The 15,931-nt window shown below is 63.1% G+C and carries 19 protein-coding genes and 1 pseudogene; 7 read left to right on the top strand and 13 right to left on the bottom strand.

Features of this window, described 5'->3' with window-relative positions; genetic code table 11:
- Positions 1 to 33 precede the first annotated feature (33 nt).
- Positions 34 to 810 (bottom strand): GIN domain-containing protein, encoded by a 777-nt coding sequence (locus tag AC56LW_RS01660; protein ID WP_332531036.1) that lies wholly within the window; start codon positions 808 to 810, stop codon positions 34 to 36.
- A gap of 311 nt (positions 811 to 1,121) precedes the next feature.
- On the opposite strand from AC56LW_RS01660, the gene AC56LW_RS01665 reads away from it, so the two are divergent.
- From AC56LW_RS01665 to AC56LW_RS01680, 4 genes and pseudogenes are all read left to right on the top strand, one after another.
- Positions 1,122 to 2,528, top strand: coding sequence for a M16 family metallopeptidase (locus tag AC56LW_RS01665; RefSeq protein WP_499630995.1), 1,407 nt, complete (start codon positions 1,122 to 1,124; stop codon positions 2,526 to 2,528).
- Between the two features lie 10 nt (positions 2,529 to 2,538).
- A complete protein-coding gene (locus AC56LW_RS01670; RefSeq protein ID WP_499503086.1) occupies positions 2,539 to 3,945 on the top strand; it encodes a M16 family metallopeptidase in 1,407 nt (468 codons plus the stop codon).
- Positions 3,946 to 4,263: 318 nt separating this feature from the next.
- Positions 4,264 to 4,458 (top strand): annotated as a pseudogene (locus AC56LW_RS01675) (helix-turn-helix domain-containing protein); the annotation flags it as partial.
- A gap of 21 nt (positions 4,459 to 4,479) precedes the next feature.
- Positions 4,480 to 4,662 carry a hypothetical protein gene (locus tag AC56LW_RS01680; RefSeq protein ID WP_499630998.1) on the top strand — a complete coding sequence of 61 codons (183 nt, stop codon included), beginning with the start codon at positions 4,480 to 4,482 and terminating at the stop codon, positions 4,660 to 4,662.
- A 76-nt stretch (positions 4,663 to 4,738) separates the two neighbouring features.
- Here AC56LW_RS01680 and AC56LW_RS01685 read toward each other — a convergent pair whose 3' ends face one another.
- The 4 genes from AC56LW_RS01685 to AC56LW_RS01700 all read right to left on the bottom strand — a co-directional run bounded on the left by AC56LW_RS01685 (position 4,739) and on the right by AC56LW_RS01700 (position 8,246).
- Entirely contained in the window at positions 4,739 to 4,939 is a 201-nt protein-coding gene (locus AC56LW_RS01685) for a globin family protein (RefSeq protein ID WP_183557631.1), read from the bottom strand.
- A gap of 68 nt (positions 4,940 to 5,007) precedes the next feature.
- Positions 5,008 to 6,006, bottom strand: a complete 999-nt coding sequence (locus tag AC56LW_RS01690) for an EthD domain-containing protein (protein ID WP_332531033.1) — start codon at positions 6,004 to 6,006, stop codon at positions 5,008 to 5,010.
- Positions 6,007 to 6,051: 45 nt separating this feature from the next.
- Positions 6,052 to 7,032: an LLM class oxidoreductase gene (locus AC56LW_RS01695; RefSeq protein ID WP_499631000.1), complete on the bottom strand. Its 981-nt coding sequence runs from the start codon at positions 7,030 to 7,032 to the stop codon at positions 6,052 to 6,054.
- A gap of 5 nt (positions 7,033 to 7,037) precedes the next feature.
- On the bottom strand, positions 7,038 to 8,246 hold the full coding sequence (locus AC56LW_RS01700) for an MFS transporter (RefSeq protein ID WP_499631003.1): 1,209 nt from the start codon (positions 8,244 to 8,246) through the stop codon (positions 7,038 to 7,040).
- A gap of 108 nt (positions 8,247 to 8,354) precedes the next feature.
- Between AC56LW_RS01700 and AC56LW_RS01705 the strand changes: the two genes are divergently transcribed.
- Entirely contained in the window at positions 8,355 to 9,317 is a 963-nt protein-coding gene (locus tag AC56LW_RS01705; protein ID WP_499631006.1) for a LysR family transcriptional regulator, read from the top strand.
- On the opposite strand, the gene AC56LW_RS01710 is transcribed toward AC56LW_RS01705, so the two are convergent.
- Complete coding sequence (locus tag AC56LW_RS01710) at positions 9,288 to 10,133, bottom strand: AraC family transcriptional regulator (RefSeq protein WP_499631009.1); 846 nt, start codon at positions 10,131 to 10,133, stop codon at positions 9,288 to 9,290. The genes AC56LW_RS01705 and AC56LW_RS01710 overlap by 30 nt on opposite strands.
- 75 nt (positions 10,134 to 10,208) lie before the next feature.
- Here AC56LW_RS01710 and AC56LW_RS01715 point away from each other — a divergent pair, with 75 nt between their 5' ends.
- Together AC56LW_RS01715 and AC56LW_RS01720 are read left to right on the top strand one after the other, a co-directional pair.
- A complete protein-coding gene (locus AC56LW_RS01715) occupies positions 10,209 to 10,565 on the top strand; it encodes a cupin domain-containing protein (protein ID WP_499631012.1) in 357 nt (118 codons plus the stop codon).
- A 113-nt stretch (positions 10,566 to 10,678) separates the two neighbouring features.
- Positions 10,679 to 11,155, top strand: coding sequence for a hypothetical protein (locus AC56LW_RS01720; RefSeq protein WP_332531028.1), 477 nt, complete (start codon positions 10,679 to 10,681; stop codon positions 11,153 to 11,155).
- A gap of 16 nt (positions 11,156 to 11,171) precedes the next feature.
- Here AC56LW_RS01720 and AC56LW_RS01725 read toward each other — a convergent pair whose 3' ends face one another.
- The 7 genes from AC56LW_RS01725 to AC56LW_RS01755 form a co-directional block, all read right to left on the bottom strand.
- Positions 11,172 to 11,531 (bottom strand): translation initiation factor Sui1, encoded by a 360-nt coding sequence (locus AC56LW_RS01725; RefSeq protein ID WP_499631015.1) that lies wholly within the window; start codon positions 11,529 to 11,531, stop codon positions 11,172 to 11,174.
- 5 nt (positions 11,532 to 11,536) lie between these two features.
- On the bottom strand, positions 11,537 to 11,764 hold the full coding sequence (locus AC56LW_RS01730) for a hypothetical protein (RefSeq protein ID WP_183557602.1): 228 nt from the start codon (positions 11,762 to 11,764) through the stop codon (positions 11,537 to 11,539).
- 129 nt (positions 11,765 to 11,893) lie between these two features.
- Positions 11,894 to 12,247, bottom strand: a complete 354-nt coding sequence (locus tag AC56LW_RS01735; protein WP_499631017.1) for a hypothetical protein — start codon at positions 12,245 to 12,247, stop codon at positions 11,894 to 11,896.
- 362 nt (positions 12,248 to 12,609) lie between these two features.
- Positions 12,610 to 12,861: a hypothetical protein gene (locus AC56LW_RS01740; protein WP_499631021.1), complete on the bottom strand. Its 252-nt coding sequence runs from the start codon at positions 12,859 to 12,861 to the stop codon at positions 12,610 to 12,612.
- A gap of 170 nt (positions 12,862 to 13,031) precedes the next feature.
- Positions 13,032 to 14,189 carry a branched-chain amino acid ABC transporter substrate-binding protein gene (locus tag AC56LW_RS01745; protein WP_499631024.1) on the bottom strand — a complete coding sequence of 386 codons (1,158 nt, stop codon included), beginning with the start codon at positions 14,187 to 14,189 and terminating at the stop codon, positions 13,032 to 13,034.
- Positions 14,190 to 14,211: 22 nt separating this feature from the next.
- Positions 14,212 to 15,561, bottom strand: a complete 1,350-nt coding sequence (locus tag AC56LW_RS01750) for an amidohydrolase (RefSeq protein ID WP_499631027.1) — start codon at positions 15,559 to 15,561, stop codon at positions 14,212 to 14,214.
- A gap of 91 nt (positions 15,562 to 15,652) precedes the next feature.
- Positions 15,653 to 15,913: a hypothetical protein gene (locus tag AC56LW_RS01755; protein ID WP_332531022.1), complete on the bottom strand. Its 261-nt coding sequence runs from the start codon at positions 15,911 to 15,913 to the stop codon at positions 15,653 to 15,655.
- Positions 15,914 to 15,931 lie beyond the last annotated feature (18 nt).

Raw genomic sequence — 15,931 nt, forward strand, 5'->3', positions numbered from 1 at the left:
GTGTCCCCGGCCAGCGTGGTTGTCGCGTGTCCGTCATTTCCAGTTGACCTTGCCCAGCCCGTCGAGCGCCACCTTGCGGTTGACCGGCTTGCCCAGTACCGTCACCGATCCCATGCCCGACAGCGATACATTGATGCTCTGGCGCACATTCACGGTGGCATTGCCCAGCCCCGACAGATCGAGCGCGACCGAGTCGACGCTGCAGCCCTGCGCATCGAGCCCGCCCAGGCCGCCCAGCTCGGCCTTCAGGCGTTTGCTGCGGCCGGTCAGTGTCACGAAGCCGGCGCCGCCCAGGTTCAAATCGATGCCCTCGCTGTCGATCCCGTGGATCTTGAGGTTGCCCACGCCGCCCAGGTTGGCGGTAATAAAACGATAATTCGATGATGATACCGACATTGACCCGGCGCCATCGAGATTGATGTCCAGTGACTGGCCGGCAAAGCCGCTGACCGTGGTGGCGCCGATACTTTCGGACGATACGGCGCGCAGGTTCGGCAGCACGAGTTCGGCCTGGATGCCCGATGAACGCCCGAAGTTGAAGCCCCCGCGGCGGCCTTCGGTCTCGATATTGAGCGTGTCGCCGCGCTGCGTGGTCGTGGTGCGCGACAGCAGGCGCGCGTCGCCCGTCAGCACCAGCGTGGCCGTCGCGCCCTGGCGGATCACCAGATCCCCGACCCCTTCGAGCGTCACGCGCACGACTTGGGCATCGACGGGCCGCGTCTCGCTGGCCGCGTCCGGCGCGGCGCGCACGAGGCCGGCCGTAGCGCCCAACAAGGCAGCCACGGCGCCCAGCTTGAAAAGGTGATTCATCGAGGTTCTCCAGTGTGTTGCGGCCCGGGCCAATGCCGGGACTTGTCATGATGAAACTATAGCCCGAAAGTCAAGCCCCGCCGCAATGCGTGCGATGAACTGCAAAAAACGGCATCCGAGCTGCGCGGCGGTGGCGGTTTGCATCAGAACGAGGGGGGGGGGGGGCCATGCAGCACGCATGCACGCACATTGTCCTGCGCTGCAACAACAAAAACATTCTTTTAAAGCATGCCATTGCGCTAAGATGTTTCGCCGGTGGCGCACCCCGCCCCGGTCACATTCATTTCATTGCGATCCATTTCGAGGTCCCCATGCGCATGCGCCACTACCCCGCCCTGCTGGCCGGGTTCACCCTGTCGATGTCGGCATTTGCCGCACCGGCCGACGGGTGGACCTTGCCGGTCACCATGAAAAAACTCGACAACGGCCTGACCGTGATCGTGTCGGAAGACCGCACCTCGCCCACCGTCGGCGTCTCGGTCGTCTACCACGTCGGCATGCGCCTCGAGCCGAAGAACCGCACCGGCTTTGCGCACCTGTTCGAACACCTGATGTTCCAGGGCACGCCGAATGCACCGAAAGGCATCTTCGACACGACGATCACGGGCGGCGGTGGCTGGAACAACGGCTCGACCCGCCCTGACTTCACCAACTACATCGAGACCGTGCCAAGCTCGGCACTTGAGCCGATCCTGTGGCTGGAAGCAGACCGCATGAAGACACTCGACTTCAGCGCAACCACGCTGAAGAACCAGCAGGACGTCGTCAAGGAAGAAATCCGCGTCAACGTGAAGAACCAGCCGTATGGCGGCTTCATGTGGATCGACATCAGCCAGCACGCTTTCCAGAAATGGGAAAACAACCACGACGGCTACGGCAGCTTCGAAGACCTGGAAAACGCCAGCCTGGACGACGTGCGCGCATTCCACCGCGATTACTATGGCCCGAACAATGCGGTGCTGGCCATTGCCGGCGACATCACGCCGCAGCAGGGCTTCGCACTGGCCCAGAAATACTTCGGCGCCATCCCCGCGCGGCCGGTACCGAAAGGAACCGATTTCAGCGAGCCCCTCAACACGGCCGAAAAGCGCCTGCAGCAAAGCGATGCGCTGGCCCAGGTGCCGGCGATCGCGGCGGCCTGGAAGGTGCCCGAGCGCGGCAGCCGCGACCAGGCGCCGGTCGCCGTGCTGGCCGAACTGCTGGGCGGCGGCGATGCGTCGCTGTTCTACCAGGGCCTGGTCAAGGGCCGCGAGATCGCGCTGAACGTCGACATCCTGTTTGGCCTGACCAGCCCGTGGGAATACAACGGCCCTACCCTGATGACCGTGCATGCGCTGTACAAGCCCGACAGCAGCGCGGACGCCATCCTCAAGGCCATGGATGAAGAGATCGCCAAGGTGGCAAAAGACGGCGTCGACGACGCCACCCTCAAGCGCGTCAAGACGCGCATGCTGGCCGACTGGAACAACAAGCTGGAAAGCTTCGTCAACCGCGCCGACACGATGGCCAAGCTGCAGGTGCTGTGGGGCGACGCCAATGTCGTCAACAAGATTCCGGGCTGGATCGATGGCGTGACCTCGAGCGACATCCAGCGCGTCGTCAAGACGTATCTCGTGCCGACCAACCGCACCGTCATCGACCGCAAACCGGCTGCGATGATCGAGGCCGCAAAGACCGCCGCCACCGCCACCACTGCGCCTGCCGGCGCGAACAAATAAGGAGCGCATCATGAACAAATTGATGCTCGCGCTTGCCGTTTCGCTGGCGTTCGCGCCGCCACTGCATGCACAAACCAAGGCGCCAAACGGCATGCCTGCCTATGGCCAGGAAAAATCGATTCCCGCACCGAAGATCGCCAAGCAGACGCTGGCCAACGGCTTGACCGTCTGGGTCGTGCCGCGCCAGGGCTTGCCCCGCGTGGACTTCGTGCTGGCGCTGCGCGGCGCCGGCTTCGCTGCCGACGCCCCGGCCCAGGGCGGCTTCGCGGCGATGCTCGCCGGGATGCTCAACGAAGGCACGGCCAAGCGCGATTCGCGCGCGATTGCCGAAGCGGCGCAAGGCATGGGCGGTGAAGTGGCCGCCAGTCCGGCTTCCGACGGCATCATCCTGTCGGCCAACGCCGTCGCCTCGCAGGCGGGCGGCATGCTGGATTTGATGGCCGAGATCGCGCGCCAGCCATCGTTCCCCGAGAACGAAGTGGCGCTGGCGAAAGCCAATGCGCTGCAGGCGCTGCGCGTGGCCGAAACCCAGCCGGGTTTCCGCGCCGAGCGTGCGATCAAGAAAGCCGTCTACCTCGATCACCCTTACAGCCGCACCGATCCGACGGTCGAGTCGATCAATGCCGTGAATGCCGCGCTGCTGCGCACCGAACACGCGAAACGCTTCCGTCCGGACCGCGCGCTGCTGGTCATCACCGGCCGCATTACCGAAGCCGAAGCAATGAAGCTGGCGCAAGCTGCGTTTGGCGACTGGAAGGCCAGCGGCGCCGCATTGCCGGACACCCCGGCCGTCGCCACGAACGTGAAGCCGGCGCGCATCCTGCTCAAGCGCGACGGCAGCGTGCAATCGACGCTGCGCGTGGGCAGCCCCGGCATCGCGGCCAGCGCCGCCGACCAGATCCCGCTGCGCCTGACCAGCACCATCATCGGCGGCGGCTTCTCGAGCCGGATCAACACCAATCTGCGCGAAGAAAAAGGCTACACCTATGGCGCCTCGGCCGGGGCGCGCATGAGCCGCGCGGGCGGCATGATGGTCGGCGGCGCCGACGTGCGCAACGAGGTGACGGGCGCAGCGCTGGCCGAATACTTCAAGGAGTACAAGCGCCTGGGAAGCGAGCTGGTCACGACAGCCGAGATGGACATGAACAAGCGCTACGTCGCAGGCGGCTACCTGCTGAATAACCAGTTGCAGCGCTCGGTGGCCAACACGCTGGCCGCGAACTGGCTGGTGGGTTTGCCGCCTGAATTCCTGGGCGACTACGTGCCACTGATCCGCAAGGTCACGCCGCAGCAGGTGCGCACGGTAGCGCAGAAATATTTTGCGCCCGAGAACCAGTCGATCGTGATCGTCGGCGATCCTTCCAAGCTCGATGCGCAGCTGGCGCCGTATGGCGAGTTTACGGTGCAGGACAAGTAACCCGACCAGCGCAGTACCCATGCATGCCCCGTGTCACTCACGGGGCATTTTTTTCGGGCGCAGTCAACGTTAAATAGAGGCGAGCTTTGAACTGATGAGCAGCCCGGTGGTCCAACCCCTGCCCCCAAGCCAGGAGTCGATCATGAAAGCGCCACGTTTCAAGAGCTGGTTCGCCAGGCTGCCATCGCTGAATCATCCGCAGCGCCGGCACGTGCCCGACGCCTTGCATCCTGTGGCCGGCCTCGCCCAGGTGGTGGCGCTGATCGCCCAGGCCAGAGCGCCTGGCCGTTGCTGTCCCCGCTGCGGCAATGGGCGCTGCCACGGGCACGGCTCAGGCTCAAGGCGAAGTGGCTTGCGTATTCCCAGGTGCTGCTCGACTCACTGTCGGTGCGCAAGGCTGCAGACCGGGTTGGCGTGTACCGGAATACCGCCTTCCGGTGGCGCCACCGCTTCCTCGATTGGGTCAAGTTCGACCGGCCCGCATCCCTGAATGGCATCGTCGAGGCTGACGAGACGTCCACGTACAGAACGTGAATGCCTATCACCAGCGCTTCAAGGACTGGCTATTGGGCGGCACTGTCGTTCCTGACTGCCGATACCTTGTTCCTCAGTACCACCAATGACATCGCCGTTGTCGAACAGTCCGGCGTCAGCAATATTATGGGACCGGACGTGCCCGTCGATGTGCGTCGCCGCCGCACGGGCGCCCGCGTCTGAACAGCCACGGGCACAAGCAAACAGGCCTGCACCGCGGTGACGCGGTGCAGGCCTGTCTTCATTGGTAGTACTGTCGTTACGCCAGTGCTTCCTTGGCCGCCTCTTCAGGCGTGAGCGAATCGTAGAACTGGTCGGTGAACCATTCGATTTCTTCCTCGATATGGTCTTGCGCCTGCCGTACGGTAGCACCGCCCGCGACTAAAAACCCCTCGACCTCGATACACCAGTTGACGAACGCCAGCGTTTCTTCGTCGAGTTCTTCTTCCTTCTTGGCCATGGCAAATCCCCGTATCACGTTACCGCCGGTCGGCGCGACCGGCGTTGGCGTGATTCTACCGTAGCCGGTCAGCGCTCGGTGGCCACTTCCGGCATGAGCCGGTTCATGACGCTGTAGTTAATCGCCGTCCACCACTCCGAGCCTTCGCCGGTCAGCGCCGCTTCGGATTGCGCGATCGCCTCGTGGTCGCTGCTGACCAGGTAATCCTCGACATCGTTCAGTGACGCGAACGACAGGATCGAAACCGCGTCGATCTTGCTGCCCTCCGGGTCTTTCTGGGTCGAGCCGATATTGAGCAGCACCGCGTAGCGCTTCACGAACTCGGTCGTCGCAGACTGGCCCATGACCAGCGGCGCGTGCTCGTCCAGCAGGCGGCGCTGGAATTCTTCGCGCGACAGGTCCGGGTTGCGCATGTGGATCTTGACCAGGCTGACCGGATCGCGGTGACGCGCGCTCGGGATCAGGATGTATTCGCGCGTGATTTCACGCGTGACCATGCGGAACGCCACCTGCTCATCGGCGATGATCCGCTCGGCAAATTTCTCCTGGCCCAGCACGCGCTCGATATCGTCCTGCTCGGCATACGTGATGTAGGCCAGGCCATCCCAGCGCGGACGCCCGTACGGCGGCACGCACTTTTCTGGCTCGGCCGGCAGCTTGCCGTCCTCGCCGATCATCGCGCGGTACGGTGGCGGGAAGAACGACGACGGGCCCGATGCGATACGGTGCACCTGGTCGTAGCGCAGCACGCGTTCGGACGAACTGCCCGGCTCGTCCCACGCGAATTTCGGGCCGTGCACCTTGCGCCAGTATTCGTCCCAGTGCTCGAACGCCAGGTTTTCATTGCCTTCCAGCGCCAGCGCGCCGGGACGCCAGTTCGGCAGATGCACCTCATTGCCGTGCTTGCTTTTGGCCGACCCCGCATCTTGCGGACGCTCGCTGCGCGGCGTGCTGTCTACACGGCTGACGAAGGTCGCCGTGACGATCAGTGGATGCGTAATCGGATCGCGGGTCTGGCCCATCGGTGGGCGCTGCAGGTTGTCGCTACGGTCGAAATCAATGGTCATGACATTCCTTTTTCTTGATCGTGCATTAAAAGACAATGATAAAAATTAGTCCGCCTTAAACAGCGGCAGCACGTGCTCCGCGAGTTCGGCCAGCGCATCCTGCGCCGGCCGGCGCAGCGGCTTCAGGTTCAGCGCCACGTGGCTCACGCCTTGTTCCTGCTGATGGTAAAACAGCTCGATCAATGCATGGCGGCCGCTACGAATGCCATTGCGCACGAAGCGCATCGGCTCATGCGGGTCTTCGGCCAGGTCGAACATCGTGCCGTAACCGTACGGGCGCACCCACTGCCCCGGCTCGTGGCTGGCGCGCCATGCCTCGATCAGTTGCGGCAGGCGGGTAAAGTCGCTCAGGTGCCAGATCCAGCCGTCGCTGTGACGGGCGATCCACGCCATGTCCTGGCGCGCCCGGCCGACGACGATCATCGGCAGGCGCGGCGCCGCCGGCTTGGGCACCAGATCGATGTTCCCGTCGAGGTTGCCGTAGTGCGCCGTGCGCGCATGCGGAAAGTCCTGTTCGGTGACGGTCTTGATCAGGCCGAACGCTTCGCGAAAACGCTCGCCGCGGTTGTCGAAATCCAGACCAAACGCCGGATACTCGACGGGCCGGTCGCCGGTCGACAGGCCCAGCACCAGGCGCCCGCCCAGCAACTGGTCGACCGACACCGCCTGCTTGGCCACGATCAACGGCTCGCGCAGCGTCGCCACGATGCCGGCGGTGCCCAGCGCGATGCGGCTCGTGTGCGCTGCCAGAAAGCCCATGTACACCATCGGATCGAGCACCTGGCCGGTGTCGCCGAAATTGGGATCGTAAAACGGCACGTCGCGCAGCCACAGGGTCGAGAAACCGGCCTCGTCGGCCATGCGCGCCATCGTCTGGTGATTGGCCAGCGTCGGAAACGGCGAATCCGGATAGCCTTCGAGCGGCATGATGAAGCCGAAGGTCAGCTTGCCCGGCTTGAAGATACGCTGGTAGCCGGCGTGGTTTGCCAGTTCGGCCGGCAACGGGCCAATGGGTGCAATCGTCATGATCGTTACGCCTTGACTGCAGGGGTCATACGCGCGACCAGGCCAGTCGCCAGTGCCGCCAGGACGGCGATGCCCGCAGCCACATAACCGACATTGCCAGCGCCCCAGTTGGCCACCGCAAGGCCACCGATCACGGCGCCCAGCGCGATGCCACCGTTGGCTGCCGACACATTGATGGTGCCGGCCAGCGCCTGGGCGCCGGTTGCCGCCTTCATCACACGGATCTGGCAAATTGGATACAGCGCCGTATTGGCAATGCCCCACACGCCCAGCGCGATGGCGAACCCAATGCTCAGACCGGCGAACAGCATCGACGCGGCCATGCCGGCTGCCAGCACGAGGCTGAAGATGGCGGTGGTGGCCAATGGTTTCTGGTCAACCCAGAGACCACCCAGCCAGTTACCGATCAGGCCAACCGCGCCGAAGCCCATCAGCCACCAGCCCACCTGCGCCGGCGCCACGCCAGCCGATTTCTCCAGCATCTCGGCCAGGTAGGTGTAGCCGGTGAACATGGCGGTGAACACCAGGATCGACAACGCCACGTTGGCCATGAAGAACGGACTTTTCAGGATCTTGGCCTGTTCACGCATGGCAACCGGTTGCGACGCACGCACCGTCGGCATGCTGAAGAACATCAGCACGGCCACCAGCAGCGACAGCGCGGCCAGCAGGCCGAACGCGCCGCGCCAGCCGATCGCGTCTGCCGCCAGCGTGCCGAGCGGAATACCAAACAGCATCGCGGCCGAGATGCCGAGATACACGGTCGAGACGGCGCGACCGGCTTTTTCCGGGCCAGCGATCTGGGCTGCGGTGTCGCTCGCGGTACCCCAGAACACGGGCAGCGCCAGCGCCGGCAGCAGGCGCGCCAGTGCCAGCACCCAGATGTTTTGCGCGACAGCCGCCAGCGCATTGGTTGCCGCGAACAGCACCAGCACGGCGATGAACAACTTCTTGCGGTCGACGTTGGCCAGCCACGCCGTCAGGAACGGGCCGCATACCATGACGACCACGGCAAACAGCGTGACCAGCTGGCCGGCCGTGGCCACCGTGATGGACAGGTCACGTGCCAGTGCCGGCAGCAGGCCCACGATCAGGAACTCGGTGGTCACGATCACAAACGCGGCGATGGCAAGAATCGTGATCGATAGCGCGCCGCCGGTGGCCTGGGGCTTGTCGGCCATCGCGTCGACGGTCGTAGTAGATGAATTGGGCATTGCAAAAAACTCCTGTGGACAGTTATCTAACATGATATAAAAGATAAAAATTCTCGTGTTGGATAAGAATTCCCGCATCATGTGGAATAAAATTCCAGGAGCAAGTCAATGACACCCGCAGAACGCCTGAAAGGCCTTGAAACCTTCGTTGTCGTCGCCGACGCCGGCAGTTTTACGGCGGCCGCTGACCGGCTCAACCTGACCAATTCCGCCGTCGGCAAGGCCATCGCCCGACTGGAAGGGCGATTGAAACGGCCACTGTTCGACCGCACCACGCGCAAGCTCGAGATGACGGACGCCGGCAACGTCTTCTACAAGGTCTGCGTGCGGGTGCTGGACGAACTCGAAGCGGCCGAGCGCCTGCTGGCGCACGACCATATCGCCCCGTCGGGCCGATTGCGCGTGGACATGCCGGCCACCTTCGGCCGCATGCACGCCGTGCGGTCATTGCTGGCGTTTGCCGAGCAATATCCGCAGGTGCAGCCCCATGCGTCGTTCACCGACCGCTTTGTCGACCCGGTCGAGGATGGCCTGGACGTGGTGGTGCGCATCGGCGGCTCGGACACCTGGCCGGCGGCGCTGTGCTACCAGCACCTGGGTGACGAAGAACTCGTCTTCTGTGCGTCGCCCGCCTATGTGGCGCGCCACGGTGCACCGGCGACGCTGGAGGCGTTACTGGGCCACGACGCCATTCTGTACGGTCGCGCGGACGGCAGCACGAGTCCATGGCTGATCAAGGATGGCGAGTTGCCACTGGCGCGCCAGCACGTGAAGAGCCGCATCGTGCTGGGGCAGGCCGAGGCGCAGGTCACGGCGGTGGAAATGGGATTGGGAATCGCGCAACTGGCGACCTGGCTCGTCGAGCAGCAACTGCGCGACGGCAGCCTGGTGAAAATCCTGCCCGAGCTGGCGACGTCCGGCCTGCCGCTGTATCTGGTGTGGCAGCGCAGCCGCCAGCACGCGCCCAAGGTGACGGCGCTGATTGCGCACTTTGCGCAGACGCTGACGATCCGGCCTGCAGCGGCCGACGAGCGGGGCGCGCTAGCGTCGCAGCCTGTCGCGCCAGCCTGACGGGGTCACGCCGACACAACCCTTGAAGCGCCGGGTCAGGTGACTCTGGTCGGCAAAGCCGCATTCGATCGCCACCGCCGCGAGCGGCATCCCGCCCCGGATCAGCGTGCAGGCATGGGCGACGCGCACCGAATTGAGGTACACGTGCGGCGGCGTGTGATACGCCGCGCTGAACGCGCGCGTGAGATGCGTGCGCGACATCCCGGCCACGGCGGCCAGGTCGGCCACCGTGATATCGCGCTGGAAGTACATGCGGATATAGTCCCTGATCTGCGCCATGCGCGCATCGGCGGCATAGGTACCCGCCCGTTCGAGGTGCGCCCCGGGCCGCTCGCCATGGCGCGCCAGCATCGTTCCGAGAAACGCACGCAGCATCGTTTCCGCGCGCAACGACTCGGCTGGCGTTGCCAGCAAACTGCTGGACAGCCGCGCAAACGTCGCCGCCATCCGGTGATCAGTCACGCATGGCCGGGCGAAATACCGGCCATCGGCGCGCTCGCCCTCGGGCGCGATGCAGCTTGCCACGAACGCATCCGGTACATACCAGATCGCATAGCGGAAACCGTCGGCCGTGCCGGCGCTGCCGTCATGGTCTTCATCCGGATTGAACAGGACCAGGTCGCCTACCTGGCTGTCGTACTGCGCGCCCTTGCAGCGAAACCGCTGCACGCCGGCGGTGGTCACGCCGATCGCGAAACCATCGTGGCTGTGACGCTCGAACGCGTGATCGGTGAAGCTTGCCTGCATCAGCGTGACGCCGCCGGTCAGCGCCGAAAAGGTGGCATCGTTGACTGGCCGGGCGGGTGCGGGGTGCATGCAACAATTGTACAAGACCCCTGGCCACCCAAAGGCGCACCATGACGTTTTCACTTTTTCACTCAAGGAGAACCCATGAACGCTGCAATCGATCTGGCCGGCAAACTGGCCACATTCAACGAAGCCTGGCAGCCGCGCACGGTCAGCCTGTTCAACGGCCACGACGTCATGGTCGCCAAATTGCGTGGCGAATACCACTGGCATGTGCACGACGATTCGGACGATTTTTTCCTGGTGCTGGCCGGCAGTCTCGAGATCGACCTTGACGACGGCACGACCGTGACGCTGGGACAGGGTCAGCTCTATGTCGTGCCGCAAGGCATGCGGCACCGGCCCCGCGCGCCCCACGAAGCGCAGATCATGCTGATCGAGCGCACTGGCACGCCCAACAGCGGCGACCTAGCCACGGCGGCCCCGCGCCGGGTCATCTAGCGTCCTTACAGAACAGGCTGATTTTCGATTTTGTGTTAAAAATAAGGCAACTGAATCAATCTTGTATTCAGTTGAACAACGTATCGAACAACACTATTTCCTTAGGACTTACGATGAAATCTACCAGCCTGCTCTCTTCCGCCCTGATTGGCGCTGTCGCCAGCGCCCGCTCGATGACGCCGATGGCCACGCTTGCCGCCGCACGCCTTGCCGGCCGTCACACATCTGGCAACCTCATGCTACTGGACCGCCCCCTGTTCAAGTACGGCGCACTGGCCATGGGCGCCGGTGAACTGTACGGCGACAAGATGAAGTCGGCGCCGGACCGCACCGTGTTCCTGGGCCTGCTGGCGCGCATCGCCAGCGCGGGCATTGCCGGTGCGGCGCTGGCGCCAGAGGGTCGTGAAAAGGCAGGCGCCGCAGTCGCCGTCGCGACCGCCGTGCCGTTGGCGTATGCGACGCTGGCCGCCCGCAAACAGGCGATGGCCAAGATGGGCCAGACCCGCAGCGGCCTGATCGAAGATGCCCTGATTGTCACGGCAGGCATTGCCGTGGTAGCGCTGGCAACGCGCGCTGCACGCGACTACTGATATACCTGGGCCGGCATCAGCCGCCGGCCCGCTTCCCCCGGTGCCCGAGTTTGGTCAGTGCCTGCAGAACGGTGTCGCAATGATCGCCCTGCACTTCGATCACACCGTCCTTGACGGTCCCGCCGGCGCCGCAGGCCGTGCGCAATTGCTTGCCGAGCACGGCCAGGGCCATCGGATCGAGCACCACGCCCTTGACGAGCGTGACGCTTTTGCCGCCCCTCCCCTTGCTCTGCAACGACACGCGCACATTCCCATCGCCGACCGGCGCAGCACTGGCGCCCGCCTTGCACGTGCACTGCGCCGCAGGCTGGCGACAGGTGGGACACATGCGGCCCGTTTCCGTGGAATAGACGAGACCGCCGTTCGAACTACGCATGACGATCAGTCCAGCCGCTTGAGGCGCTGCCCCATGATGCCCCAACGGCAGTCCACGCCGTCGACCCGGCCGACCAGCGCCCAGCCGGTGCCGATTTTTTCGACGGTGACGCGGCTCTCGATTTCCTTCGCAAGCTTCTCGGCCCAGCCAGTGGCGGCGCCCTGCCCCTTGAAGAGTTCCTTGCCGTCGTAGATCACGGTTGCATCGAAGACGGACATGGCGAATATGGTCATTGCTTCCTCTGGACTTCTGAACGAAATCAGCATCCTACCACCGGTCACCGTCGCGTAACCTCGCCATGCATGACGCATCGCAGGCACGCTGCCTGAACGTCGATGGATCCTCGTCGCATGGCAATCGACTTATTCGGCGGCATCGATCAATTTGAGGAGATCCGCCTTGCCGGTGTCTGACCAGCCGGTGCGCCGGTCGACGACCTTGCCGTTCCTGAGCAGATAAAAGGACGGTATGCCTGTCACGTCGATGCCCTCCCATTGCGCGGCACTATACGGCGCGTGGATTGCCATCGACGGATTGACGCCGTTCCACTCGCTGATCAGATGCGTGTCGATGGGTGCGTTGGGGGCAGTGACCAACATGAGATGTACCTGTTGCAAACGCCGCTGGAGTTCGGGGTCAGCCTGTAGCATGTCGTCGACTGCTGACGATACCGGGTTGTCGTTAGCGGCCAGGCTGGCGGCGTCGAACAGGGCCACGAGATTGCCTGACGGCTCGTTGCTCAACGTTGCCGGGTTCAGACGGTTTCCGAATAGCTGCCGGTAGCGCAGCCGGCCAGCTGGCAACACAGACAGAAAAGCAGGTGATGCGCTGGGAAATTCACTGACACTGCGTCTGTTGGCTTACTTTTTTCTGTTTTTGCCAGGCCATATAGCCAAGCATATTCCACAGAAAATCCCCACGAATGCAGCACGGCCCCAATCGAGTTCGTCTGTACTGCTCAGGAAACCGGTGTAAAGAAGTGTGCCAACGGCAACTCCTGACGCATTAAAGAAAAAGTTTTTCATCGTTTGCAAAAGTCATCTTGACGTGAAGTCAGTAATCTACCGAGAGCAGATATTCAAGATCTTTTTCGATTCCCAAGTAATAAAAAGGTGACCGATGCAAAACCGCAAAGTATTCCTATACCAATACCTCGCACCAAAAAATTGGCAGATATCGGTCCAACGACATACTCGTAGATGAGAACAAGCAGAGCTACAAGCAATCCAGCAAGCACGCTCTGGAAAATCAATTTTTTTGTAATATTCATGCCCTGTTTTCCATACTGAATCTGCGTTGTTTTTTTTTCAGAGATGAGCGCTAGCGTCATCCGACTTTATCCAGCATAGCAGACACACAAGTTCCATAAGTCACAGAATGTCACAATGACTACCTTTGGCGCTGGATCAAAATGTCGATATATCACCAGCGAATTGCTGGTCGCGTTGGGAAATGGCCGGCCAGCCATTATCGGCATGGCTGTCGTTTGAATTCTCCGCGTTAGCGCAGCACGGCCAGCCTGACCTTCTTGCCTTTGCGGAAGGTATAAATCGTCATCGCCGCGTCGCGCAAATCGCCCTTCTGATCGAAGGCGATACTGCCAGTAACGCCCTCGTGCCTGACAGCGGCCAACGCCGGCAGGAACCTGACTGGATCGCTCGAATTTGCTGCCTGCATCGCTTTCGCGAATACCATTACCGCATCGTAGGCATACGGCGCATACGTCTGCACCGGGAGCTTGTAGCGCTGCTGGTAACGCTGCGTGAAGGCGTTCAGGCCCGCTTCCTGCGCGGCACCAACGCCGCCTGCTACGACGCAATACACCTTGTCGTCGACCAGCGCATCGCCGGCCAGCAGCGGCATTTTTTCCGAGCAGACGCCGTCGCCCGAAATGAGCTTGGCACGCAGCCCGAGCGCCTTCATCTGCTTGAGCATTGGGCCGGCCACCGCATCCATGCCGCCATAAAAAATCACGTCCGGATCGCGCGCGCGGATCTGGGTCAGGATGGCGCTGAAATCGGTTGCCTTGTCACTGGTGAACTGGCGGCTGACGACGCTTGTGCCGGCCCCCGCCTTCTTGACGCCCTTGACGAATTCGTCCGCCAGCCCCTGGCCGAAGGCGGTGCGGTCGTCGATCACGGCAATCTTCTTGGCCTTCAGGGTGCCGAGCGTATACGTGGCCAGCGTGCGGCCGATCAGGTTGTCATTGGCGACGACACGAAACGCCGTCTTGAAACCCTGGTTGGTGTAGACGGGCGTCGTGGCCGCTGGCGAAATCTGCGGAATGCCGGCGTTGGCATAGATTTTCGAAGCCGGCACGGTCGTGCCTGAATTGAGGTGCCCCACAACGGCCGCCACTTTCGCATCGACCAGCTTTTGCGCGACCGTCGTGCCGGTGCGGGGATCGGCGCCGTCGTCCTCAGGCTGCAAGACCCATTGGACCTTGCTGCCGCCAAGCACGATCCCTTTCACGTTGAGGTCATCAATCGCCATGCGGGCGCCGTTTTCAATGTCCTTGCCCGCATGGGCGCTGGGGCCGGACAGCGGAGATACCGTACCGATCTTGACTTGCACAACCTTGCCTGCAGGCTGGGCCTGGGCAAGCGGTACGGTGGCAAGGACGAGCGAGGACGCAGCGGCGAGGACAAGAAAATGCATGACGGGCCTTATGATGGTGCGCCTAGCGCTGTGGTGCCATCAGGTCGAGCAGAATCGCCGTCTCGGCCTTGATGGTATTGGTCAGCGTCGGCTTCAGATCCGGCGCCCATTGTGGCGAATGGGTGCCCGGCAAGGGTTTGCCTGCTTTCTTCGCTGCCTCGAGACGACCGGCATCGACCGCGCCCACGTGCAGCAGCAACGCCTTGACGCCGGGCTGCTGGCCGTACATGGCGAAGTCTTCAGACGTCATCTTGGCCGGCATTTCTTTCGCAAAATCGGGCCCGACGGCCTGCTCGACCGCCTTGACGGCGCGCGCCACCAACTGCGGATCGTTGACGACCGAGTCGGTGCCCGTCTTGACTTCCACCAGCGGCTCCTTCGGCGCGCCGGCAGCGAGCGCCTCACCCTTGGCTTCACGCGCGATGCTGGCCAGCACGCGCTGGCGCACTTCGGGCCGGAAGGTACGCACCGTGAGCGCCAGCTTGACCTGATCCGGCACGATATTGGCCTGGGTGCCGCCCTGGATGCTGCCGACCGTGATCACGACCGGATCGAGCGGATTGTTTTCGCGCGAGATCAGCGTTTGCAACGCCATGACCAGGCGCGCCGCCATCACCACCGGGTCGCGCGTTTCATGCGGCACGGCGCCATGGCCGCCCTGCCCGAACATCGTGATGGTGACGGTGTCGGCCGAGGCGCGAAATGGCCCGGCGTGCCACATGACCGTGCCCGATGCCATCGACGCGTCGTCATGCATCGACAGCGCGTAATCCGGTTTCGGGAAGCGCGTAAACAAGCCGTCCTTGAGCATGGCGGCGGCGCCCGTTAACGCTTCTTCGGACGGCTGGCCGATCAGCATCAGCGTACCGCTCCAGGCCTTGCGGTTCTCTGCCATCAGCTTTGCGGTGCCATACCAGGCAGCCATGTGCAGGTCGTGGCCGCAGGCATGCGCCACCGGGACGGTGTCGCCGGCGGCATTTTTTGTCGTGACCTTGCTGGCAAACGGCAGGCCGGTCTTCTCCAGCACCGGCAGTGCATCCATCTCGGTGCGCAGCATCACGGTCGGCCCCGGACCATTCTTGAGGATCGCCACGACGCCAGTGCCACCGACGCCGGTGGTCACCTCGAAACCAAGCGCCTTGGCCCGTTCGGCCAGCTTGGCCGCAGTCTTGTGTTCCGCAAAGCCGAGCTCGGGATTGGCGTGCAGATCACGGTAGAAGGCTTCGAGCTTGGGAAAGTCGGCGGCCAGCTGGGTGTCGAATGGCGCCGGAAGCGACGCGGCGTGCGCGCCAACCTGGGACAGGCCAGCGAGCAGGCTGGCGGCGAGGATGGTGTGACGGAAGGTGCTGCGGATGGTGCGTGAAAATGACATCGTGACTCGCTTCAAGAGTTGGGAAGAGGCAGTTCCAAATTCATTCTGACTGCGCGCTGGCGCGCACGAGGCTGGCGGCGCGCCACCGAACTCAGGCTTGTTCCTGCTGGAACTGGGTGCGCTGGGTCCCGATTTCCTGCATATAGCCTTCGAACTCGGCAGACGTCTCGATGCGTCGCACGACCTGGTCATTGCTGTCGTCAACCGTGAATACCCCGCCGCGTTCCAGTACGCCCAGAATGGCGGCCCGAACGTTTTCAAGCGACACATCACTGCCCGTGGTGGCCAATGCAGTCCAGGTATCCTGGTCGATCGATACATCGTGTTCAAGAAATTGCAGGTTGAATTTCATGGTGTTTTTTATCTCGAA

Source organism: Telluria sp. LT2P80 (assembly GCF_059685955.1).